Below are 22,564 nucleotides of genomic sequence, written 5' to 3'. Positions count from 1 at the left end.
TTGGCCCTTCTGTACAAACTGCCCAGCCCGTTCGAGGTCGAAACGGGCACGGTGTTGATGCATGAGCCCCCCTGGGCGCGCGCTGGCGAGCTGCGCGCCCAATTGCTTGACGAGAGCTATCCCAAACCCTTCGTCATAGATAACGGGAAGTCGCGCTTCCTGTATTTCAATGTCCGCCTGATGCAGAGCGAAATGTCGCTCAAGGCGCCGAACGACCTAGCCATCCGCTATACGCAGAAAATGATGGCCTTCCTGCTCTTTCAGCCGCGCCCGAAACGCATCGCGCTGATCGGCCTGGGTGGCGGCTCGCTGGTCAAGTTCTGCTACCACCGCATGCCCGGCACACACATGACCGCCGTCGAGCTCGATCCTGAGGTCATTGCCTTTCGCGACATTTTACGGCAAATTGTATTTCGCTTGACGAGCGTTTTTTTTGCGGGACATAATAAGGTCTACAGCATAACGTATTGCATACTATGAATGTTGAGGAGAAGCGCTACAGCTACCAGGTGTACTACCCGAACGAAGACTCTCTCGTGAGGGCTGGGTTTGCACGGGTGGCTCACTTGCCCTGCATTCTTGACTCTCGTCTGCGTTACCACCGACTGGCATCTCGCTTCATTCAGGATCGCGCACTTGGCCTATGGGAACCGGTTAATCATGGTGAGGTGCCCCGCGCCCGTCCCCTTGCAGATAAGTCAGTTCGAGGTATTGCATTCGCACTTGCCAATTGCTTGGAATGGGGGGAGATCCGAGGAGTGGACTTCTTGACTGCCGAGTACGTCCAGGACCTCCTCGGACGCTACCAGCACGAAATGCTGAAGGGGAGTTGGTCTGCCACTGGGAAGGGCTTGGAGGCCTCTACGATCAACTTCAGGGTTGGCATCGGGACCCAATACTGTACTTGGCTCGCCGACAAAAAGTTGCGAGGTCCATTTGTAATTCCTACCGAAATCCGCAAGCTTCCTCCAAATGGTGGGCGCTTTGGCGCTCCCCCAAAACGTGACCAATACGAGACGCGCCAAGGTAAGGTGCAGGTGAAGAAGACTCGTCTCGCATTTCCTTCAGAGCAGGACATCGGCAGATGGCTCCATTCAGCCTATTCCAAACCAGAAGTTGGCTCGACCGTGGGCTTGATGGCCGAGACGGTACTGGATACGGCCCTGCGCGAGGCGGAGATATGCGGCCTGAGAATCGACACGCTTCCCTGGGAGCCTTCGGAGTGGAGGGTCGCCAGCCGTGATGTTCCTCTGGAACAACAGATGGTGCTTCTTGACGTCCGGTTCGGCGCCAAGGGTCCCCAGTACGGAACGGACCACGGCGACAAGATCGGGCCAGAGAAGCCCTTCAGGATACCAATGCCGCTCGCATTGAAGCTGCACGAGTACCGCGAAAAAATCCGCCCGAAGGTACTCGCCAAGGCGATCAAGAAGGGGAGAACCCTTGCTGCGCAGCAGCAGATTCGTGACGAGGCTGTCCAGCTCTTTCTCAACCCCAAGACCGGCCGTAAGTACACAACAAGCCAGTTTTACGATGAGTGGCGGCGTACCCCTGGCTGCCCGAAAGGCTGGTCGCCCCACAAGGGACGGCACTGGTGGGCGTGCCAGACCTTGTGGAAGAGGATGGAACAGCAGCGGGAAGCCTGGCTCGCCGCTGTCGGCAGGGGGCTGGAGGATACGGTCCGGCAGTCTGTTCATGCCAGTGTGATGTCTGTCATTCAGATAGAAATCAAGTCGCAGCTGCGCCATGTCAGCTGGGAAACCTCAATGATTTACCTTCAGTGGGTGTTTGATCGACTTGGAATTGCTCACAACGTACATGACAAGTATCTGCAGAGCATCGCTGACGATGAGGATGACTCGGATTGAGCCTGAGAGACGTCAACAAGGACCATCTTGCCGAACATATGGAGGAGCCCGGTCGGCTGACGCTTGTCTCGTCCGGGGCTGAATTACCCGATCATCAAGACCCGCTCAAATTCTGGACGCTTCATCCGAAGGAGAACACCTTCGTTGATCTGGCCATTTTCGCGCTGGGTCAGAATGAGCCAAGAGGAAATGGAGGCGGAACCTGGCATGGCGCTTTCTCGGGTCGCCCACAGTTGATCCATCAACTCGCTCCCGCCATACGTACGAACCTTCAAGGCAAGGCGAGCCGTACCGCCAAGGAGGCATTGATCAGCTTGCGCGAATGGTGGCGTGTGCTCGACACCGTCGAAAGGGACGCTGCACTGGCCGGGCAGCCGATGGATCGGGTGGAGGATGTACGTCAGCTTACGCGGGTACATTTCTTGTACGCCTCTGGCGAAAAACATGGGGCACGCGCGCTACAGCCAAACAAGCTTACTGCTTTTAGGTATTGGGTGAACCTGACCCTGAAGTCTATCAATGAGCGGCAGATCCATAACTGGGTAGTGCGCAAGAAAGCCGCCCCCCAACTGCCTCTACCGCCTGAGGATCAGTGTACCGACCTGCGCATTGCCCTGAAGCAGGAGTGGTACGCCGTCCTCAAGCAATGGGCGGTCATGGACCGAGTCATGGCTGACAGTCTCTGCCCGACCACCACCGAGGAGGAAGATTTCCTGAAGCATTGGCGTTGGTTACAGGACGCACAGCGACGCACTGGCAAGGTACTTCCCACACCTGTCGAATTGCGGAACGGGCTCGACGACAAATACTTCACTGCCCAGACTGGGCTCAGCCTCGTCACGATGCGCGCTGTTCAGTTTCCGAGCCGCTGGGAAGTTGACGCGGCCTTCCACCAATGCCTGGTGAATACCGGATGGAACCTAGCCACGCTATTCTCCCTGGACGCGCTTACGGATTTCCTCCGCGACAACGAATGGGACCCCGCTCGCTACTTGCTGATCGGGTCGAAGGCCCGTGCCGGTGGAAAGGAGCAAGTAGTAGATGGCCTCTGGAAAACTCGCTACGGTCCCGGCTACATCATTAAGACGCTACTGGACCGCAACGCACCTCTGCGCGCTCAACTTCAGAATAGGTTAGCAGCAGAGCGTGCCACGTACGAGCGGATGCTGCAGGAAGGGGCTGGTGCCGAAGTTCTGACGCAACAACTGATTGCTATTCAGACCCTTGAGGAAGGCTGTCGCAGCGTCTGGCTCTACGTTGATCATTACGGGGAGATCAATTGGCTGATTCATGGGCAGTCAAGTTACACAATAGATGGTACGCAACGACCGTTCCTCACTGCCTTCCTGAATCGCCTTAACCGAATCCGCGATGCCAATGGGAAGGTGGCGATTCCCCATGTCAGGCCGAAGGACTTCCGCAACATGTTCGCCCTCTACGTTTGGCGGATCAGTGGGGGCAACATCCTTGACGTCATGGCAGCTCTCAACCACGCTTGGCTGAAGACAACTGACGACTATCTCAATCAGAACATACTGAACGAGGAACGCGATGCCGCGATCCTGATGTTCCTCAATCTCCTCTTCGCCCAATTAGGCGATGGCCGCCTTGACCTGACGATCCTCGCCCACCAACTCCGCTATGGCACTGTAACGCCAGAAATGGATCGGCGTCTGGCTGAGTACCGCTCGCTGCCGCGTGCATGGCCAGGTATTGGCTGCAAGGATCCTCGCCACCCACCCGCAGAGATTCAAGGCACCTCCCTCGTGCCGGTTTGCCCAGGTGAGCGCTGCCTGCTGTGCAAGCCCAACGCCGTGATTCTTCCGGAGGCGCTGGACTTCGTGTCCCGGCGTGTCGAGGAACTGCTCGCATACCAGTCTGCCGTTCCGATCACGGCCTTCCAAGGCGTGCCTGCCGACGAGTTGGCCAACGCTCTCCTCGTTTTGCGGCTGTTCCCGCCAGAGGCGGTAGAGAAGGCGCGCACACGTTGGGCGACAGCTATCGAAAACGGACAACATCGCGTGCCCGGTCTACGGCCGCACGCAGAAAAGAGGATTGTATGAGCGAAGAAACCCTTCCCGTCATGCCTCCAGCCCCAGCAGCTTCCGGATTTGACAGTGGACGGATGCAAGTATCCTTGCTGTTTCCCGAAGAGTCACTGCAACACCTGTCCCGCGAAGATGCCGCACGCTGCCAAGCCCTTCTGGGGCACGGCGAGGTTTGTGGTGTTTGGGAAACATCCGAGGCAATGATTGGAGATCGCCGTCTGGCGGATCACGCAAAGCGAGTCCGTCTACGCGACCGGATCAACGCCTTTATTCCAGAGGACATCGAGTCGTCGGCAGAGCTCGATATTCTCCTTGATGAGGGCACCCTTCAGCTTACTCGCTATGCGCTGCTTTTGAGGCTCGCACCTTGTGGGATGCGCCATGGCAAGGGTCGCCCGCTCGACGCCACGGTTGTGTTGAACAGGGTGTACGCCGATGTTCCCCCTATTCTCGCCAGGGCTATCATCCGCAAGCTCGCAGCGGCCAATCCTGCCGCCACGGGACTTCTCGTCCACCTGGCTGCGGAGGACGTGATCGAGTTTCAAAAGGTCAGAAGCCGCCGGAATGAATTCGACCGGATGCGGATGATGATGGAAATGGGGCTTTGGCATGACGTCCCACCGAAGAATGATATTACCCGCACCACAAACCCCAAGGGGGAGCGCGAGACCCCCGTGCCCCTCGAAGATTCCTCTGAGTACCAGCCAATCCCCGACGATTACCTCGAAAAAATGGGGCCGCGGGTCCTCTGGGTCGTGGAGGAACTTGGTCCCAACCTGATTCACTTGCTAGAAGCCATCCCGGAACTCTTGGCAGGCAGCGCTCGCCATGGAAAACAGGTGCCCGGGAGAAATGTCGTAAGTAGTACGACGGGAGCAATGATCCGCCTCGCCAACTACTTCGAGCAAAACGTATGGCGCGACAGTAACGGCGATCCGCTCGCGGCCCCGTGTTTCCCGCTAAAGATTGGCGATGCCTACGGATTTGCGAAAAATTGCAATGTCTACGAATGGCCGCCTCGTACCTTGGCGCATGTGCATAACCTGTCCGTTACCCTCCAGGCGGCACACCTCTGGATCGCCCTGCTGGCCATGGCCGGCCGAGACAGCGAGGTCCAAACGCTAACACGTGACTGCGTTTCTTGGAACCGCAACTGCAAGCAGTACGTGAAAGGCAAAACCTACAAGTTAAGCCCGCTCCTGGCCGGCGAAGAGCGCGACTGGCCAGCGCCGGAGGCCCTGGTGCTCGCCTTGGGCCAGCAGCGGCGCCTAGTCGAAGCGTGGGAGCGAATTGCTCCCGTCTGGCCAAAGAAGACGAAAAAACGGGATTTCACAGTCATCGAGGGCGACCACCTCTGGGCGTCACTGGGGCGAAGCGGCAACGGCGTGGACGAGCCTCTCGTTGTTTCAACAGCGGCGCTTATGCAGTTAGCCAGGCGTGTCGGCCTGACGGACAGGCCGGGTGACATTAACCTTCACGCACATCGGTTTCGCAAGACTACCGCCCGGCTCGTAGCCATCGCCGCAGTCGATTCTCCTCGCATCCTCAAGAAGCTACTGGGCCATAAGGACATTGCGATGACGCTACATTACATCCTGGCCGACAAGGCCATCCAGGCGGAAATACTCAAGGTGGAGAACGAGCTACGCATCATGCGGGCCAAGGGTCTCATTGAGGACATCCATGCTTCCTTGCACAATCCTGGATCCACACCCTACGGTGGCCACGGCGGTGGCGCCATGCCTCGTCTCACGAAGATGGTCGCCGAGTATGAGCAGGAGTTGCACCGCCAGGGTAAGGAGTGGGATGCCGAAGACGCCTACGAACTGGCGCGCGTCATGACCGTCAATGGCCGCTACTGGCGCATCACGGCACCCGGCGTGATCTGCCTCAAACCCGCCGCTCGCAAATCTGGCCCCTGCACCTGCGATTCCAGCTGTGAGAACCGTGTGGAGGACGAAACCGCCCGGCGGGATGTCCTCGAAGTCATCGAGGTGCTGATCGACCATGGTCGGCGCGCTCTCGCAGAGAACGATCTGATCTTGCTGTCCCGCACAGTTACCGACCTGGACAGGGATCTGCAGCGTTTCGGGGACATCGCTGCCCAGTACAGCAACCATCACGACATTCGTAGCTTCCGGGAGGCGCTTGTATGACCAACCGATACGTGGAGGCGGCGCGCAAGCGCGGCGAGGCACGAACCGCCGAGGTGGAACGCAAGGTCAGGACGGCTATGGAAACCATCGTGGCCGAAATCCAAGACAACGATGGCATCTACCCCCATGCCAAAGGCAGACTAAGCAAGAACGAGTTTGCGCGCCGGGCCGGCATTAGCCTGACAACCTTGTTCACCCCGAAGCAGAAAGAACTCGCTGAAGAGGTTAACCTATGGCTCGAAAAGCTTCGGAAAACCGAGACGATAGGGACGAAACGTGTGCGCCGCGAGTACAAGGAGCGGGCGGCGGACTGGGAGGAGCGCTACAACCTGATTGCAGACAACCTCTGCAAGGCTGAGCTGGAAACCCAGGCGGCCGAGGCCGAGCGTGACAAGGCACTCGCCAAGGTGCAGGAACTCGAACAGCAGATTGCCGCCCTCCTCGAACAGTTGCGCCTCGCCGGTGCGTCGAATGTGAAGCCTTTCCCCAAGGGAGGAAAATCCTGATGCCACGCCCTTCCGTGATACCGGGCATCAAGGCTCGCCTTGAGGAATATCTCGACCAAAGAGAGGCCGAATTCCTCGCGCAAGGAGATGATGCCATGCCGACCCTGCCGGTGACGCCGGACGGCAAGGTCAATGTGCGGGCCTTGGCCGAAGCGATTGGCCTCAAGCAAACCCAGGAGAAATATCTCTACGAGCGCAAGGAACTGACCGATCTCATCAACTGCATCGCCGAGGGGCAGGGGGTGCTGACCATCGGGTCGCGGGTCAACCAGACGGATGCGGACAAGGCGATCAAGGAGCGCTTGATTCGGCAAGCGAAGAGTGTTCAAGAGTCATCCCAGGCGGCGGTGGAAGCCGTGGCTGCCCAGGAGGAGCTACTGGAGCGCATCCGCACACTTTCGGCCGAACTGGAGGCATCCAAGGCCGAAATCGGTCGGCTGCGTGCTCGATTGCAAGCCGTCGAAAACGGTATCTGGGTAGCCGTGCAATGACCGGCGGCTTTGCCTTCGACTCCGAAGTGACAGTCACGCGCGTGGTCTCCACGCTGGAGTACGGCACGATCTTCGTCGGAGAAACCCCTGTCGGCGAGAAGGTGCGCGTGCGTTACCTTGGGCGGCGTGAGATGCCCGTCGTGGGTGATACCTTCACCATTAAGGGGCAATGGGCAACCTTCACCGACAAGTATCGTCGTGTCCACCACCAGGTCGAAACCAAGGTGATGAAGCGCAGGGCGGTACTTGGAGACCTGCTCGCGCCTTTCCTCCAGCGTATCCCCAACGTTGGCCCACAGAGGGCGGAACGCTTGATGCGACGCTACGGTCATGATCTCATCGAGGTCCTGGACGACCCTGCGCGCATGGCCGAGGTCGCCGAGGTCCTGGAGCCGGGCAAGCCGGCGCTCGCAGCACGTATTGCCGCGCAACTGTTCTCCTCTATGGCCGAGAAGTCGGCGGCCGACCAGATCAAGCTCGCCGAGGCCGACTTCCTTGTCATGCTGGAGAAGGTCGGGCTGCGCGAACCACGTGTCGCCAACCAGCTCTGGCGCTTCTGTGCAGGCATCGACGCCATCGAGCGACTACTGCGCAACCCCTATCTTGCCGCTCATCTTACCTCCTGGAAGGTGGCGGATCGCGTGGGCAAGCTGCTGTTGCGCAAAGATCACCCGGATGCCGATCTCGACAATCATCCCGCACGCTTCATGGGTGCGCTGGCAAGCGTCTGGCGCGAATTGCTGGCCAATGGCGATAGCGCCGTCACCGAAGCAGCCTTGCGCGAGATGCTAGCCAAGCGCGGCGTAGATGCCGACTTGGCCCTTCGCCATGCCGAAGGGATCGGCAATCTCAGGCGTAGCGGCAAACTTGTCCGCGCGCCAGGTGCCGCTTGGATTGAGGACGAGGTCGCAAGGATGCTCCGGATCATCGAGGCGACCCCGGCCAGCCTGGCCATCCCTGACGAACAGCGGCTCGACCAATTGATCCGCGATGCCGAGATGGCATGCGAACTGCGCCTGACCGTCGAGCAGGCCGGCGCGTTGCGCCGGCTCATCTGCTTGCCGCTTGGAGTGCTGCAAGGCGGTGCCGGCGTCGGCAAGACCACGGTGATGAAGGTGCTGGCCTACATTTGGGAGCGGCAACGTGGCAACGTGGTGTTTGGCGCCTTGGCAGGCAAAGCAGCGCTGCAGCTTTCGCGCGGGGCTTCGACCCACGACGCCCCTCGTCTGGCGCATACGCTGGCGCGGCTGATCGGCATGCTGGAGCAGCAGGCCGCCTACGAGGAGAACCCGCAGAACGGGCGCCGACCCGACGTGGAGTTCAACAGCAGAACCCTGCTGGTTATCGATGAGGCGGGCATGATGGATACCCCCACCTTCTACCAGCTGCTAAAGCTCCTGCCCAAGGGCGTACGCATCCTGCTTGCCGGCGACGACGGTCAGTTGTTCCCTGTGGCATTTGGAAAGATATTCCACGACCTTGTCGCAGAGGGGTCGCGTGTTGCAACGCTGACCAAGGTGCTGCGCCAGGCGGAAGACAGCGCGATTCCTCTGGTTGCCTGGCAGGTCAGGAGCGGCCATGCCCCGGTCCTGCCGGCCTGGAATGGGGAAGCCAAGGGGGTATTCCTGATCGACTCCCAACGCCTGGCCAGGCTGGCGCGCACGGACGACTTCATGCTGATTGCAGCTCGCCGGCAGACCGTTGACGAATGGAACCACAGCGAGGCCATGAAGCGGCGGAATGATGCCACGCCAACCCGCCGGCTCGGGCCTCTGGCCACTGTGGCGGTGGGTGACCCAATCATCATCACGCAGAACAGGTACAGGCATGGTCTCTTCAATGGCCTGCTCGGCACGGTAATCGACATCGCCGGCGAGCGGGTCCAGATCCACTTTGACGGCGAAAACAGTCCGCGTGACTTGCCGGAGGAAGCGGAGGCAGATGTCGATCTGGCCTACGCTATTACCTGCCACAAGGCCCAGGGAAGCGCCGCTGCCACGGTTGTTCTGATGGCAGACGATGGTGCGCTGGTGACCCGGGAATGGCTGTACACGGGCATCACACGGGGCCGCGAGTTGATCCTGCTCAATGTCGAGGATCAGGGGAGGCTTGTCGAGGCGGTGGCACGGCGAACCGAGAGGACGACCGGGTTTGCTTTCTAAGAAGCGGAGGCGGGGTCAAGCGGCGTGGAATAAATGGGAGGGTATTGGGTCCGCTCCTGAATTATTGTTCTGAGTTCGCCAGACTTGGATCGTTCTTACGCAGAACGCATCCTCTCCAGCACTTCCCAGCGCTCCAGCAATTCCAGAAGTTCGAGCTCAATTGCATCGAGCCGAGCCTTCAACTCTGACACAATTTGCGGCGTCTCGCGGTAGAGGGCGGGGTCGGCGAGGCGCTCGTTTAGCCTGGCCTGCTCCAGCTCCAAGGTTTCGATGCGCTCCGGGATCGCCTCAAGTTCACGGCCTTCCTTGTAGGAGAGCTTGGTCTTCGGCTTATCCGCTTTCACGGCCGACACTGATGCTTCTTTTGGTTTCTCGGCCTTAGCTTTTGCAGGCGTGGCATGTCGGGCGCGATACCCCTGCCAGTCGGCGTAACCGCCGGCAATCCCGATCCATCGACCTTCGCCCTCGTAGCACAAGGACTGCGTGGCCACATTGTCCAGAAAGGCACGGTCGTGCGATACGAGGATCACCGTGCCAGTGTAGTCTTGTAGCAACTGTTCCAACAGTTCGAGCGTATCGATGTCGAGGTCGTTGGTGGGTTCGTCCAGCACCAGTAGATTCGCAGGCCGTGCGAAAAGCCGGGCCAGGAGCAAACGGTTGCGCTCGCCTCCAGACAGGGCGGAAACCTTAGCCCTTGCACGCTCGCTCGGGAACAGGAATCCCTCCAGATAGCTAATAACGTGTTGGCGGTGACCGGCAATTTCTACGTAATCTGAGCCCGGTGAAATGGTGTCGATCAGGCTCTTCTCGTCGTCGAGCTGGTTACGAAACTGGTCGAAGTAGGCCACCTCCAGTTGGGTGCCTTGGTGAATACGGCCGGAGTCGGCCTTGAGGTCACCGAGAATAAGGCGGATAAGCGTGGTCTTGCCGCAGCCGTTCGGGCCGATAAGGCCAAGCTTGTCGCCGCGCATGACGGTAAGCGAGAGGTCCTTGATGAGGTGGCGCCCGCCGAAACCGTGGCTCACCCCTTCCAACTCGGCAACCAGTTTGCCAGAGCGCTCACCGGCATCGAGGGCAAAGCCTACCTGGCCCACGCGCTCCAGACGCGCGGCGCGTTGCCGCCGCAGATCCTCAAGACGCCGCACGCGCCCCTCGTTGCGGGTGCGGCGCGCCTCGATGCCCTTGCGGATCCAGACTTCTTCCTGTTTCCAAAACTTGTCGAACTTGCGATTGTGAATGGCCTCAACCTCAAGCTGCTCCGCCTTCTTCTGCTGGTAGGCGCTGAAGTTGCCTTGGTACTCGCGTAACTGACCGCGATCCAACTCAATGATGCGGTTGGCGACGTTGTCGAGGAAGCGGCGGTCATGGGTGATGAAGAAGAGTGCACCGGTGAAGGCGACGAGCAGTTCTTCTAGCCAGGAGATTGCCTCGAAATCGAGGTGGTTGGTAGGTTCGTCGAGCAGCAGGAGTTCCGGCTCGCCAACCAAGGCCCGGGCCAGCGCCACGCGTTTCTTCTGACCACCGGAGAGGGCATCGACCTGTGCGTCGGCGGGCAAATCGAGGCGGCCCAGGGTCTCCTCCACCCGGCTGTTGAGACGCCAGGCGTCGGCGGTTTCCAGTTCGTGGCTGAGTCGATCCAGTTGTGCGAGATCGGCCGCCTCGGCTGCGTGGCCGACACGGTGGGCCACGGCGTGGTATTCGGTGAGCAATCGGTGAGCATCGCCGACGCCCTCGGCCACTGCCTCGAACACCGTGTGGCCGGGCTTGAATACGGGCTCCTGCGGCACGTAGGCCAGCCGTAGACCGGGCTGGCGCCAAACATCTCCCGCATCTGCATGAATCTCGCCTGCAACAATCCGCAGCATGCTAGATTTTCCCGTGCCATTACGGCCAATTAACCCGATTCGTTCCCCCTTCTCCAGGACCAGAGACGCACCATCCAGCAGGGGCCAGTGACCAAAAGCCAACTCTAGTTTGCTCAAAGTAATAAGAGGCATAAATGTCTATCCCTGCTACGCTGCCAAAACCATCGAAGGGCTGGATTTTACAGGCCATCTTGTGCCTCATCCCAATAACTGCCGACTCAGCCAGCCCTAACGCCGTATCGGTCGAGGTCACATCACCCTACCCACCTTGCTGAACGAAATCCGGCACTGAGCGGAGGGCTGTCAAGGGGACCGTGGAATAAATGGAGGGGACCCGCCCTGCGGGGAGGGGCCGTTTATGCCGCGAAAGCCCCTTTACAGGCCGTAGCGACCCCATGCTCTGTGGCAAGGGGTGGGGTTCGTTTCAATAACCCCACCCCCTGCCACGCGGCGAGCGCGGGGTATGGGGCGGAGCCCCATGGTTCTATGACCGCTCGTTTCCGGGCAGGGTGTCGGCTAGGCTTGCCAAACGAGGAAGAGGCCCAGGGCAACCAGCATGCCACCCAGGATCGCATTCATGACGCGACGGGCCCGGGATGAGATCAGCCGTTGCCCCAGAAGATGGGCGCCCCGCGCAATGGCGAGTAAGGGCAAACCGGCGCCAAGGCCGTACAGGAACATCAGCGCCGCCCCAAAACTGGGGCTGCCGTTCATGGCGACGGCACTTAGTATGCCGATGAGAATGGGCGTCGCACAGGGTGCGATTGCCAAGGTGAAGAGGAAGCCGACCATGAAAGCGCGACCCATCCGAGGGACGAATTGCTTCAGGGTCGAAGCGCGGGACAGCCAGGGGATGTACAAGGTAGGGTGCAGCCGGACCACACCGAGAAGGTCCAGTCCCATGATGAGCGGCACCGACGCGAGGAGCAGCCGCAGCGTCACCGGCATCTGCCCGAAGACCCAACCGAGCGAGGCTGTCACCGCTCCCATGGCCGTCGTGGCACTTGCCATGCCAGCGATGAAAGCGAAGGCGATCCGGCCGGAGCGGGAACCCCCTTCCGGGTGCAAGCCCGCCTGCCCCAGGTAGCCGAGGGCGGCTGGGTACATGGGCAGGCAACATGGATTGAGGGCAGTGGCCAAGCCCCCGAGTAGCACGAGGGGAATCAATAGCGGGGAACCGCTCTGGAGCCAAGGCGTCAGCCACTCGGCAATGCTATCCATCGCCTACTGGCGCAGCAGTGTTTCGGCTTGGGCCAGCGCTTGCCGAAGCTCGGCCTGCACGGCGTCGCTCTCGCCCACAATGCGCTTGCGCTCCCGGCCGGTACTATCCACGAACACCACGGTAGGCAGGAAGCGCACCTGGTACGCCTGGATCAGGGGATTCTCGGGGGACCAATCAACCTTGGTGACGCCAATACGTTCTCCGTAACGCGCCTCTGCCTCTTCCACAATCCGTAGGATCGCCCGGCAGCTTGCACTGTCGTCACCCTTGAAGAGGACGACCTGGGGGCCGCTAACGGCTGCGGTAGCGACCGCGGCGGGGTGGCTTTGAGGCCATTTTGCCCAGATGAGCGCGGCAACGGCGGTGAGAGCGATGATGAGGAGTGCACGGCGCATTCTTGTTCCTTTCAGTGGCAGGCGCCCGAGCAGCCACACTTGGCCTCGGGTGCGGGGGATTCTATTTCTCCAGGAGCCCGGTCCTGCACGTAGTCGTGCCCTTCCCGAAGCGCGGTCTCGGCCCGTGCCAGCTCCCTACCCAGGTAGGCAGCATGATCCAGGCGGCTGATGAGTCCTTCCGCAATGAACGTGCTGTAGAGCGCGGTTGGGGTGGCTCCCTCGACCACCCGGTCCAAAGTGCCATTATTGGCATAGTGTTCGAGCACGAGGCATTTCCGACGCCTGTCCGGATAGAGCACCAGGTAGCCGGCGGGGTCCGACACCAGGCGCGAAGGTTCCTGGGCCTGCTGGACCGGGATTGTGTTCCCATGGGCGAAGGTTGCTGTCGCCGGCCCTGGATCGTTGGCAGCCGCCTTGGCAATTTCACCGGCAATGGCCTCCAGGTCTGTCATGCCGATGCAGTCCATCACCTGTACTTGCCGGCGGAACGCTTCGACCTGCTCAAGGGAGACATTCTTGATGACGGGGCGTTTCCCCTCGGCGCCGCTTATCCGACCCCTGTCTTCCAGACCGTTCATCATGAGGGCAACGAGGGACTGCCCTGGCAGGTGGCCTATAGCCTTCTGGGTGTCTTCGCCGCAGACGATGAGGAAGCGGATGTGGGGATTGGGCAACAGGTTGCGGATCAGGTGCTCGATGCCCAGGTTCTCGGTGTGCAGGCTTCCGACGATGGCCAAGCCAGGCGCTTGGGTTCCGGCCAGGCGGGGCATCAGATCGTCGGAGTTGAGGGTGCAGACGGCGACCGGCGCCTGATAGCGCACCACGCGATAGTCACCGGGCAGCGGCGGCCAGCCCTCGCGCTCCTCCGGGTCGGCAGTCGCGCAGTGGGCCATTTCCGCTATGGCCGGGTCGATCTCGGCGGTAGCGTTGGTAGCGACCGCCGGCCAGCACACCTCGCAGCCCAGGCATTCGTAGCGCTTCGGCTCGAAGAGAGCCAGGGCCTCCTTGATGAGTTCCGGCAATAGCTCTCGAATAGGATGCGATTGCTCCAGCGCCTGCACGGTATCCTGGAAGCAGCCACAGCGGTGGCACTTGGTGGCGGCCATGGCGAGGCGTATCTGTTCCTCTGCTGCTTCAAGTCCCCGGGCGCTCATGCGATACGCTCCTCAAGTAGGCAAAGATCGCCCCTCAGGGCTTCAAGCAGCCCCGGGCTGTTCAGACGGTAGTAGACCATCTTGCCGTCGTTGCGCATGGCAAGCCAGCGCTGGTCGCGCAACAGCTTCAATTGATGCGACGTGGCGGCGACGGTAAGGCCCAGCACATGGGCTACGTCGCAGACGCACAATTCGCCCTGGGCCAGCGCCAGGAGGATCTTGAGGCGGGTGGCGTTGCCGAGCAACTTGTAGAGTTCGGCAAGTTGGGGCAGCGCCCCTTCATCCTTGGCCAGTTCCGCCTTGATGCGGGCAACCTTCTCCTGCTCGAAGCAGGTGACGTTGCATATCGGACTCTGGATGATATTGGAAGCCGCTTTCAAGGTCGCCCCTCATTTCGATGATTTCGAAAATGATAATGTGAGGCAGACAGGTTGGAAAGCGTCGCGTTCCTGAGAAGCCGCAGGAGGATTCTTCCTTCACTGTAAATCAAAGTGGCATGCAGTCATCCGTCCTGGCGCTCTACGGAAGTTGCGCATTTTATTTTCCGTAGAATGTATTGACGCTATATTAGCGACAGTCCCATGTGCAAAGCTGTTTTGGGATACTCATCGAGTGTTCCGCTCCGTATACTGGAGGCCTTTCTGGTGCCGCCGGACAACGAGCGCCTGCGGATCATTCACGGCGATGGCGCCGAGTTTCTCGAAACCACCGACAAGGGTCTCGACGTACTACTCGTCGATGCCTTCGACAAGACCGGCTTCGCGCCCTCCCTGGCCAACCGCGAGTTTTTCGAGAACGCTCATGCCAAACTGGCCGGCAACGGCATACTGGTTATCAACCTGGCCGGTGAGAAGGACAGCTATGCCGGCCTGATCGGCGAGGCGATGCACGTCTTCGACGACCAGGTGATCGTCATCTCGGTGCCCGACGACGGCAACCACGTGCTCTACGCCTTCAAGGAAACCTACTTCGAGCCGCGCTGGCGCTGGCTGCACAATTACGCCAAGGAACTACGCGCCAAGTTCGGCCTCGACTTCCCGGCCTTCGTGCAAAAAATGGAACGCTCCAGCAAACTCGGCCTCGCCCGTCGCGAGGCCATCCGCCGCCGCTGATCAGCGCTCAACGCAGTTCGGCCAGAATGGCCGTCAGCAGTTGCCAGCATTTGGCCACCGACGCCACTTCAACCCGCTCCCCGGGGGCATGAGCCCCACGTATAGTCGGCCCGAAGGAAACGATATCCAGGCCGGGATATTTGGCGCCGATGATGCCGCATTCGAGACCGGCATGAATTACCTGAACCATCGAGTCGGCCGCAAAATCGCGTGCATAGACCGCCTGACAGGTTTTCAGCAAGGCTGACGCCGGGTTCGGCGCCCAGCCGGGATAGTAGCCATTCGTTGCAGCCACGGTGCCGCTGAGCGCCCACAAGCTGACGATTTCGTCGGCCAACGCCGTGCTGCCGCTATCGAGCAGCGAGCGCACCATGAAATTGCACGAACCGCCGGCCGGCGCCAGATCGACCATGCCGAGATTGTTCGAAGTCTCGACCACGCCCGGCACCCGCCGGCTCATGCAACGCACGCCGTGCGGCGCCGCGTGCAGGCTGGCCAGCCACACCGCCTGCTCTTCCGATGCAAGCACCGAATCCACCGCACACGGCGAAACAGCAAGCACCAAGCCCTCGTCCACACCGCGCAATTCATTGCCCAAAAACACCTGGAGTTCCATCACTGCGGCAGCCAGGCGATCGCCCATACCCGCCGGCAGCGCAAACGAAGCCATGGCCTCACGCGGCAAGGCATTGCGCGCTGTTCCCCCCTTCAGTTCCGCCAGGCGCAGGGGAAAATCGCGTTCCAGATGGCGCAACGCACGCACCAACAACTTGATCGCGTTGCCGCGCCCTTCGTGGATATCGACACCCGAATGCCCGCCATGCAAGCCGTGCAGGACGAGTTGCCAGCCTTGATAGCCGTCGGGCACAGCGTCCGGCAGGCCGGAGCGCTCGATATTGACATCCAGCCCGCCGGCGCAGCCGAGATAGAACTCGCCCCACTCCTCGGTATCCAGATTCAACATCAGCCTGCCCTGCAAGGCCCCAGATGCCAGGCCGCGCGCCCCGCCCATGCCTGCCTCTTCATCCACGGTCAGCAAGGCTTCGATGGGACCGTGCGCGATGTCGTCGCTCTCCAGAAGGGCCAGGATCAACGCGACGCCGATCCCGTTATCGGCGCCCAAGGTCGTTTTCTCAGCCCGCAACCAGCCGCCATCCAGAACAGGAACGATCGAATCACGCAGGAAATCGTGATCGCTATCGCTGTTCTTCTGGCACACCATATCAAGGTGTGCCTGCAGAATCACGCCAGGCACATCCTCCCGCCCCTGTGTCGCCGGCTTGCGAATGAGCAGATTGCCCACCGCGTCGACCTCGGCTCCCAAGCCGCGCTTATCCGCCCAGGCCAGCAATTCGCTTCGAATTGCCGCCTCGTGTTTGGAGGCCCGTGGTATACGGCATAGCGTGGCAAAATGTGCCCATACGGCCACAGGCTGAAGGCCGGAAAACACAGTTGGTGTGGCAAGGGATGAGTGCATCGCCAAACTCCAAAGAGAAAACCCCCGAGAGTCTTTCGACTTTCGGGGGTTTAAATCTGGGGCGACATACCGGGATCGAACCGGTGACACCTGGAATCACAATCCAGTGCTCTACCGACTGAGCTAATGCCGCCGTCGAAGAAGGCCCGCATTCTACGACGGTCATTTGCTTCTGTCTACAGGCTTTTGCAGAAAATCGACATTTGTCTGAAGTGGCGCGGGCATCACGGCATTTGATCGACCGTGATATTATTATTGGCTTAATTTTTTTCTCGGCTCCGTAGTCACAAGGAATACTCATGGAAGCAACCACTGCACAAGCTAACGAACTCGAACGCCGCGTCGACCTCTCCATCGCTATCGCCGATGTCGAGAAGGAAATGGAACAACGCCTGAAGCGCATGGGCAAGAACATGAAAATGCCTGGCTTCCGTCCGGGCAAGGTGCCGTTCAATATCGTCAAGCAGCAGTATGGCGACCAGGCCCGCCATGAAGTGCTGTCCGAGGAACTCGACCGCGTCTTCGGCGAAACCGTCACTGCCCAGAAGACCCGCGTTGCCGGCTATCCGCGCATCGAGCCGAAGGTTACCGAAAGCACCACCCACCTCGAATTCACCGCCATTTTCGAAACCTACCCGGAGTTCGCCATTGGTGACCTCGCCGCCTCCGAAATCGAGCGCCCGACGCTGGACGTGAGCGACGCCGAAGTCGACAAGACCCTGGACATCCTGCGCAAGCAACGCGTCTCCTACGCCGACACCGACCGCGCAGCCGCCAAGGAAGACCGCGTCGTCATCGACTTCCTTGGCAAGAAGGACGGCGTACCGTTCCAGGGCGGCCAGGCCAACGACTACCCGTTCGTTCTCGGCCAGGGCATGATGCTGCCTGATTTTGAAAACGCCGTTGAAGGCGCCAAGGCTGGTGAATCCAAGACTTTCGACCTGACCTTCCCGGCCGACTACCACGCCAAGGATCTGGCTGGCCAGACGGTCCAGTTCGAGATCACTGTCAAGCAGATTCAGGCCCCGAAGCTCCCGGAAGTTGATGCCGAATTCGCCAAGGGCATGGGCATCGCCGACGGCGACGTCGCCAAGATGCGCGCTGAGATCGAAGCCAACCTGAAGCGTGAAGTGAAGCGCCGTATCGAAGGCAAGGTTAAAGATCAGGTCATGGAAGCCCTGCTCGCCACCAACCCGATCACTGTCCCGGTCGCCCTCGTCGACATGGAAGTCCAGCGCCTGATGCAGGCCGCACGCCAGGACATGGAGCAGCGCGGCATGAAGGTCAAGGATCTGCCGATCCAGCCGGAATGGTTCGCCGACCAAGCCAAGCGCCGCGTCACCCTCGGCCTGATCCTCGCCGAAGTCGTGAAAACGGAAAAGCTTCAGGCAACGCCGGAACAGGTTCGTGCGATGGTCGAGGAAACCGCTGCCTCCTACGAGCAGCCGGAAGAAGTCATCCGCTGGTACTACGCTCAACCGCAACGTCTGCAGGAAGTCGAAGGCGTAGCCATCGAGAACAACGTGGTCGCCTGGGTGCTGAGCAAGGCCAAGGTTTCCGACAAGGCTGCCGTTTTTGATGAATTGATGGGCCAAAAGCAGTAATCTCGGCCTTGTCGCCAAAACGACAACGGTCTTGAACGTAACCAACAAGCAACACACAAGGGCTGACATGAATATCGACAACGCAGGCAACTGGGATCCGCAGGCTTTGGGCCTCGTCCCGATGGTGGTGGAACAGAGCGGACGCGGTGAACGCGCGTACGACATCTATTCGCGCCTGTTGAAGGAGCGTGTGATCTTTCTTGTCGGCCCTGTGAACGACGCCAGCGCCAATCTGGTTGTTGCCCAGTTGCTGTTCCTTGAAGCGGAAAATCCGGACAAGGACATCTATTTCTACATCAACTCGCCAGGCGGCTCGGTGACGGCCGGGATGTCGATCTACGACACCATGCAGTTCATCAAGCCGGATGTGTCGACGCTGTGCATCGGCCAGGCTGCGTCGATGGGTGCCTTCCTGTTGTGTGCCGGCGCCAAGGGCAAGCGTTTCGCCCTGCCCAACTCGCGCGTGATGATCCACCAGCCGCTGGGTGGTTTCCAGGGCCAAGCCTCGGATATCGCCATCCACGCCAAGGAAATCCTCTCCATCAAGGACAAGCTGAACCGCATCATGGCCGAACATACCGGTCAACCGCTGGAACGCCTGGAAAAGGACACCGACCGCGACAATTTCATGTCGGCCGCCGAGGCAGCCGAATACGGCCTGATCGACAAGGTGCTCACCCGCCGCGACGCGGCCTAACGGAGAACGACAGATGACCAAAGGCAGCCAGGAAAAACTCCTCTACTGCTCCTTCTGCGGCAAGAGCCAGCACGAGGTCAAGAAGCTGATCGCCGGTCCGTCGGTGTTCATCTGTGACGAGTGCATCGCACTCTGCAACGACATCATTCGCGACGAGCTGCCGGAAGAAGCTGCCAAGGCCGGTCGTTCCGACTTGCCGACACCGCGCGAGATCAGCTCGATTCTCGATCAGTACGTGATCGGCCAGGAGGTCGCCAAGCGCATCCTGTCGGTGGCGGTCTACAACCATTACAAGCGCCTGCGCCATACCGCCAAGAATGCCGGCGATGTCGAGTTGTCGAAGAGCAACATCCTGCTCATCGGCCCGACCGGCTCGGGCAAGACCCTGCTCGCCCAAACCCTCGCCCGCCTGCTTAACGTCCCCTTCGTGATGGCCGATGCCACCACGCTGACCGAAGCCGGCTACGTCGGCGAGGACGTCGAGAACATCATCCAGAAGCTGCTGCAAAAATGCGACTACGATGTCGAAAAAGCGCAGCAGGGCATCGTCTACATCGACGAAATCGACAAGATCTCGCGCAAGTCGGACAACCCCTCGATCACCCGCGATGTGTCGGGTGAAGGCGTGCAGCAGGCCCTGCTCAAGCTGATCGAAGGCACCACCGCCTCGATCCCGCCGCAGGGTGGTCGCAAGCACCCGAACCAGGACTTCGTCCAGGTCGACACCACCAACATCCTGTTCATCTGCGGCGGCGCCTTCGCCGGCCTGGAGAAGGTCATACAGAATCGCTCGGAACGCGGCGGTATCGGTTTTGGCGCCGAAGTGAAGAGCAAGGACGATGGCAAGGCGGTCGGCAAGATTCTGCTCGACGCCGAGCCGGAAGACCTGATCAAGTTCGGCCTGATCCCGGAACTGATTGGCCGCCTGCCCGTCGTCGCCACGTTGCAGGAGCTGGAAGAATCTGCTCTCGTCCAAATCCTGACCGAGCCGAAGAATGCGCTGGTCAAGCAGTACCAGAAGCTGTTTTCGATGGAAGATGTCGAACTGGAAATTCGTCCGGCCGCCTTGTCCGCTATCGCCAAGAAAGCCCTGGAACGCAAGACTGGCGCACGCGGCCTGCGTTCGATCATCGAACACGCCCTGCTCGACACGATGTACGAACTCCCCGGTATGGAAAATGTCGAAAAGGTCGTCATCGACGAAAACATGATCAACGGCGAGACGCCGCCCCTGCTCATTTACGCCGACCAGCCCAAGGTTTCCGGCTCGAACTGAGCCGGGGGCTCTTGAAACCCGGTTTCCCGCCCCCATTTAGGGGGAACATACCTATTTCAAAGGCTTCGTAATGTCGAACCCCAACACCCTCCCGGAAACCGTCGAACTGCCGCTGCTGCCGTTGCGCGATGTCGTCGTGTTTCCGCACATGGTCATCCCGCTGTTCGTGGGCCGTCCAAAATCGATCAAGGCGCTCGAAATGGCCATGGAATCGGGCAAGAGCATCCTGCTGCTGGCCCAGAAATCTGCCGCCAAGGACGAGCCCGAACCTGACGACCTGTACCGCATTGGCTGCCTCGCCAACATACTGCAAATGCTCAAGCTGCCGGACGGCACGGTCAAGGTACTGGTCGAAGGCACACAGCGCGCCCACGTAGAGGCCATCGACGTCCAAGCCTCCGTCTTCATGGCCACCGCTACTCCGCTGGTCCAACCCGGCGTCGAGGACCACGAGATCGAGGCCATGCGCCGTGCCGTGGTCGCTCAGTTCGACCAGTTCGTCAAACTCAACAAGAAAATTCCGCCGGAGGTCCTGTCCTCCATCGCCGGTATCGAGGACGCCGGCCGCCTGGCCGACACCATTGCCGCCCACCTGCCGCTCAAACTTGAGCAGAAGCAGGAAGTACTGGAAATGGAAAGCATCCGCGACCGCATCGACCGCCTGCTCTCCCAGCTCGAAGCCGAAATCGACATCCTCCAGGTCGAAAAGCGCATCCGTGGCCGCGTCAAGCGCCAGATGGAAAAGAGCCAGCGCGAGTACTACCTGAACGAGCAGGTCAAGGCCATCCAGAAGGAACTTGGCGAAGGTGAAGAAGGTGCCGATCTCGAGGAACTGGACAAGAAGATCACGGCTGCCGGCATGAGCAAGGAAGGCCTGGCCAAGGCGCAGAGCGAACTCAAGAAGCTGCGCCTGATGTCGCCGATGTCGGCTGAAGCAACCGTCGTGCGCAACTTCATCGAAACACTGATCGGTCTGCCGTGGCGCAAGAAGACGCGTATCAGCAAGGACTTGCGCGCCGCCGAAAAGATCCTCGACCAGGACCACTACGGCCTCGACAAGGTCAAGGAACGCATCGTCGAATACCTCGCCGTCCAGCAGCGCGTCGACAAGGTAAAGGCCCCGATCCTGTGTCTGGTTGGCCCTCCGGGCGTCGGCAAGACCTCGCTCGGCCAGTCCATCGCCAAGGCGACCAACCGCAAGTTCGTCCGCATGGCTTTGGGCGGCGTGCGTGACGAGGCCGAAATCCGCGGTCACCGCCGTACCTATATCGGCTCAATGCCAGGCAAGATTCTACAGAGTCTGACCAAGATCGGTGTCCGCAACCCGCTGTTCCTGCTCGACGAAGTGGACAAGCTCGGCCAGGATTTCCGTGGCGACCCGTCGTCCGCCCTGCTCGAAGTGCTCGATCCGGAACAGAACAACACCTTCCAGGACCATTACGTTGAAGTCGATTTCGACCTCTCTGACGTGATGTTCGTAGCCACGGCCAATACGCTGAACATCCCGGCACCGCTGCTTGACCGCATGGAAGTAATCCGCCTGTCCGGCTATACGGAAGACGAGAAGGTCAATATCGCCATGCGCTACCTGCTGCCCAAGCAGTTGAAGAACAATGGCGTGAAGAAGACAGAAGCCTTGGTGGCTGAAAGCGCCATCCGCGACATCGTCCGCTATTACACCCGCGAAGCCGGTGTGCGTGCCCTCGAGCGCGAGATTTCCAAGATTTGCCGCAAGATCGTCAAGACGCTCGTTCTCAAAAAGCGCGACTCGAAGATTGCCGTCAACGCCAAGAACCTGGACAAGTTCCTCGGCGTCCGCCGCTACAGCTTCGGGATGGCCGAAAAGGAAAATCAGGTAGGCCAGGTTACCGGTCTGGCTTGGACCGAGGTCGGCGGCGAACTGCTGACCATCGAATGCGCCAACATGCCGGGCAAGGGCAACATCATCCGCACCGGCTCGCTGGGCGACGTGATGAAGGAATCGGTAGAGGCCGCCCGCTCCGTCGTGCGCGCCCGCTCGCGCCGCCTGGGGATCAAGGACGAGGCTTTCGAGAAAACCGATATCCACATCCACGTTCCCGAAGGCGCAACGCCGAAAGATGGGCCGTCAGCAGGCATTGCCATGACCACGGCCTTGGTTTCGTCCTACACCGGCATCCCGGTTCGCTGCGACGTCTGCATGACCGGTGAGATCACGCTGCGGGGCGAAGTGCTGGCCATCGGCGGTCTCAAGGAAAAGCTGCTGGCTGCCGTGCGCGGCGGTTTGAAGACGGCCCTGATCCCGGAAGAGAACGTCAAGGATCTCACCGAGATCCCGGACAACATCAAGAACAAGATCGAGATCGTTCCTGTCAAGTGGATCGACCAAGTGCTGGAACGGGCTTTGGAAAACAAGCCTGAAGCTCTTCCTGCCGAGAGCGACGCCAATTCAGAGGTACAGCCCGCAAGTGACATCGCGGCCGCCTCGACCGTCGTTACTCATTGATTTTGAAGGGAAGGATGCAGGTGGCGTAACCATCGGCTCCTTCCAG

Annotated in this window: 18 protein-coding genes and 1 tRNA gene; 12 read left to right on the top strand and 7 right to left on the bottom strand. The window is 60.2% G+C overall.

Going from position 1 to position 22,564, the window contains the following annotated elements:
- From AB6Q56_RS05280 to AB6Q56_RS05250, 7 genes are all read left to right on the top strand, one after another.
- The gene (locus AB6Q56_RS05280) at nucleotides 1-480 is read left to right on the top strand and encodes a hypothetical protein (protein WP_434516061.1); all 480 of its coding nucleotides are present in this window, start codon (nucleotides 1-3) and stop codon (nucleotides 478-480) included.
- 287 nt (nucleotides 481-767) lie between these two features.
- Entirely contained in the window at nucleotides 768-1,868 is a 1,101-nt protein-coding gene (locus AB6Q56_RS05275) for a hypothetical protein (RefSeq protein WP_434513435.1), read from the top strand.
- The gene (locus AB6Q56_RS05270; protein ID WP_434513434.1) at nucleotides 1,865-3,931 is read left to right on the top strand and encodes a hypothetical protein; all 2,067 of its coding nucleotides are present in this window, start codon (nucleotides 1,865-1,867) and stop codon (nucleotides 3,929-3,931) included. Before AB6Q56_RS05275 ends, AB6Q56_RS05270 begins: the two co-directional genes overlap by 4 nt.
- On the top strand, nucleotides 3,928-6,072 hold the full coding sequence (locus AB6Q56_RS05265; protein ID WP_434513433.1) for a hypothetical protein: 2,145 nt from the start codon (nucleotides 3,928-3,930) through the stop codon (nucleotides 6,070-6,072). Before AB6Q56_RS05270 ends, AB6Q56_RS05265 begins: the two co-directional genes overlap by 4 nt.
- On the top strand, nucleotides 6,069-6,578 hold the full coding sequence (locus tag AB6Q56_RS05260; protein WP_434516060.1) for a hypothetical protein: 510 nt from the start codon (nucleotides 6,069-6,071) through the stop codon (nucleotides 6,576-6,578). The genes AB6Q56_RS05265 and AB6Q56_RS05260 overlap by 4 nt, the downstream gene beginning before the upstream one ends.
- Nucleotides 6,578-7,069: a hypothetical protein gene (locus AB6Q56_RS05255; protein ID WP_434513431.1), complete on the top strand. Its 492-nt coding sequence runs from the start codon at nucleotides 6,578-6,580 to the stop codon at nucleotides 7,067-7,069. The genes AB6Q56_RS05260 and AB6Q56_RS05255 overlap by 1 nt, the downstream gene beginning before the upstream one ends.
- Nucleotides 7,066-9,231, top strand: a complete 2,166-nt coding sequence (locus AB6Q56_RS05250) for an ATP-dependent DNA helicase (RefSeq protein ID WP_434513430.1) — start codon at nucleotides 7,066-7,068, stop codon at nucleotides 9,229-9,231. Before AB6Q56_RS05255 ends, AB6Q56_RS05250 begins: the two co-directional genes overlap by 4 nt.
- A gap of 95 nt (nucleotides 9,232-9,326) precedes the next feature.
- On the opposite strand, the gene AB6Q56_RS05245 is transcribed toward AB6Q56_RS05250, so the two are convergent.
- The 5 genes from AB6Q56_RS05245 to AB6Q56_RS05225 form a co-directional block, all read right to left on the bottom strand.
- Entirely contained in the window at nucleotides 9,327-11,228 is a 1,902-nt protein-coding gene (locus tag AB6Q56_RS05245; protein ID WP_434513429.1) for an ATP-binding cassette domain-containing protein, read from the bottom strand.
- A gap of 384 nt (nucleotides 11,229-11,612) precedes the next feature.
- Nucleotides 11,613-12,317 carry a cytochrome c biogenesis CcdA family protein gene (locus tag AB6Q56_RS05240; protein ID WP_434513428.1) on the bottom strand — a complete coding sequence of 235 codons (705 nt, stop codon included), beginning with the start codon at nucleotides 12,315-12,317 and terminating at the stop codon, nucleotides 11,613-11,615.
- Between the two features lie 3 nt (nucleotides 12,318-12,320).
- Nucleotides 12,321-12,713: a thioredoxin family protein gene (locus tag AB6Q56_RS05235; RefSeq protein WP_434513427.1), complete on the bottom strand. Its 393-nt coding sequence runs from the start codon at nucleotides 12,711-12,713 to the stop codon at nucleotides 12,321-12,323.
- 11 nt (nucleotides 12,714-12,724) lie between these two features.
- Nucleotides 12,725-13,867 (bottom strand): tetrahydromethanopterin S-methyltransferase subunit A, encoded by a 1,143-nt coding sequence (locus tag AB6Q56_RS05230; RefSeq protein ID WP_434513426.1) that lies wholly within the window; start codon nucleotides 13,865-13,867, stop codon nucleotides 12,725-12,727.
- Nucleotides 13,864-14,247: an ArsR/SmtB family transcription factor gene (locus tag AB6Q56_RS05225; RefSeq protein WP_434513425.1), complete on the bottom strand. Its 384-nt coding sequence runs from the start codon at nucleotides 14,245-14,247 to the stop codon at nucleotides 13,864-13,866. The genes AB6Q56_RS05230 and AB6Q56_RS05225 overlap by 4 nt, the downstream gene beginning before the upstream one ends.
- Nucleotides 14,248-14,511: 264 nt before the next feature.
- Here AB6Q56_RS05225 and AB6Q56_RS05220 point away from each other — a divergent pair, with 264 nt between their 5' ends.
- The gene (locus AB6Q56_RS05220) at nucleotides 14,512-14,979 is read left to right on the top strand and encodes a hypothetical protein (protein ID WP_434516059.1); all 468 of its coding nucleotides are present in this window, start codon (nucleotides 14,512-14,514) and stop codon (nucleotides 14,977-14,979) included.
- 7 nt (nucleotides 14,980-14,986) lie between these two features.
- On the opposite strand, the gene AB6Q56_RS05215 is transcribed toward AB6Q56_RS05220, so the two are convergent.
- Entirely contained in the window at nucleotides 14,987-16,456 is a 1,470-nt protein-coding gene (locus AB6Q56_RS05215; RefSeq protein ID WP_434516058.1) for an aminoacyl-histidine dipeptidase, read from the bottom strand.
- Between the two features lie 57 nt (nucleotides 16,457-16,513).
- A tRNA-His gene (locus AB6Q56_RS05210) sits at nucleotides 16,514-16,589 on the bottom strand.
- Nucleotides 16,590-16,755: 166 nt separating this feature from the next.
- Here AB6Q56_RS05210 and tig point away from each other — a divergent pair.
- The 4 genes from tig to lon all read left to right on the top strand — a co-directional run bounded on the left by tig (nucleotide 16,756) and on the right by lon (nucleotide 22,518).
- The gene (gene tig, locus AB6Q56_RS05205; protein WP_434516057.1) at nucleotides 16,756-18,060 is read left to right on the top strand and encodes a trigger factor; all 1,305 of its coding nucleotides are present in this window, start codon (nucleotides 16,756-16,758) and stop codon (nucleotides 18,058-18,060) included.
- A gap of 67 nt (nucleotides 18,061-18,127) precedes the next feature.
- Complete coding sequence (clpP, locus tag AB6Q56_RS05200; protein WP_434516056.1) at nucleotides 18,128-18,757, top strand: ATP-dependent Clp endopeptidase proteolytic subunit ClpP; 630 nt, start codon at nucleotides 18,128-18,130, stop codon at nucleotides 18,755-18,757.
- 13 nt (nucleotides 18,758-18,770) lie between these two features.
- Complete coding sequence (gene clpX, locus AB6Q56_RS05195; RefSeq protein WP_434516055.1) at nucleotides 18,771-20,033, top strand: ATP-dependent Clp protease ATP-binding subunit ClpX; 1,263 nt, start codon at nucleotides 18,771-18,773, stop codon at nucleotides 20,031-20,033.
- A gap of 70 nt (nucleotides 20,034-20,103) precedes the next feature.
- Nucleotides 20,104-22,518 carry an endopeptidase La gene (lon, locus tag AB6Q56_RS05190; protein WP_434516054.1) on the top strand — a complete coding sequence of 805 codons (2,415 nt, stop codon included), beginning with the start codon at nucleotides 20,104-20,106 and terminating at the stop codon, nucleotides 22,516-22,518.
- Nucleotides 22,519-22,564 lie beyond the last annotated feature (46 nt).

It is taken from the genome of Dechloromonas sp. ARDL1 (assembly GCF_051122455.1).
Taxonomy (GTDB): domain Bacteria; phylum Pseudomonadota; class Gammaproteobacteria; order Burkholderiales; family Rhodocyclaceae; genus Azonexus.
This window is presented reverse-complemented; position numbering and strand designations above follow the sequence as displayed.

Excerpts from the sequence above, each read along its gene's own strand:
- AB6Q56_RS05265 (WP_434513433.1), top strand. The coding sequence starts at position 3,928 with ATGAGCGAAGAAACCCTTCCCGTCATGCCTCCAGCCCCAGCAGCTTCC.
- AB6Q56_RS05260 (WP_434516060.1), top strand. The coding sequence starts at position 6,069 with ATGACCAACCGATACGTGGAGGCGGCGCGCAAGCGCGGCGAGGCACGA.
- AB6Q56_RS05255 (WP_434513431.1), top strand. The coding sequence starts at position 6,578 with ATGCCACGCCCTTCCGTGATACCGGGCATCAAGGCTCGCCTTGAGGAA.
- AB6Q56_RS05250 (WP_434513430.1), top strand. The coding sequence starts at position 7,066 with ATGACCGGCGGCTTTGCCTTCGACTCCGAAGTGACAGTCACGCGCGTG.
- AB6Q56_RS05245 (WP_434513429.1), bottom strand. The coding sequence starts at position 11,228 with ATGCCTCTTATTACTTTGAGCAAACTAGAGTTGGCTTTTGGTCACTGG.
- AB6Q56_RS05240 (WP_434513428.1), bottom strand. The coding sequence starts at position 12,317 with ATGGATAGCATTGCCGAGTGGCTGACGCCTTGGCTCCAGAGCGGTTCC.
- AB6Q56_RS05235 (WP_434513427.1), bottom strand. The coding sequence starts at position 12,713 with ATGCGCCGTGCACTCCTCATCATCGCTCTCACCGCCGTTGCCGCGCTC.
- AB6Q56_RS05230 (WP_434513426.1), bottom strand. The coding sequence starts at position 13,867 with ATGAGCGCCCGGGGACTTGAAGCAGCAGAGGAACAGATACGCCTCGCC.
- AB6Q56_RS05215 (WP_434516058.1), bottom strand. The coding sequence starts at position 16,456 with ATGCACTCATCCCTTGCCACACCAACTGTGTTTTCCGGCCTTCAGCCT.
- tig (WP_434516057.1), top strand. The coding sequence starts at position 16,756 with ATGGAAGCAACCACTGCACAAGCTAACGAACTCGAACGCCGCGTCGAC.
- clpP (WP_434516056.1), top strand. The coding sequence starts at position 18,128 with ATGAATATCGACAACGCAGGCAACTGGGATCCGCAGGCTTTGGGCCTC.
- clpX (WP_434516055.1), top strand. The coding sequence starts at position 18,771 with ATGACCAAAGGCAGCCAGGAAAAACTCCTCTACTGCTCCTTCTGCGGC.
- lon (WP_434516054.1), top strand. The coding sequence starts at position 20,104 with ATGTCGAACCCCAACACCCTCCCGGAAACCGTCGAACTGCCGCTGCTG.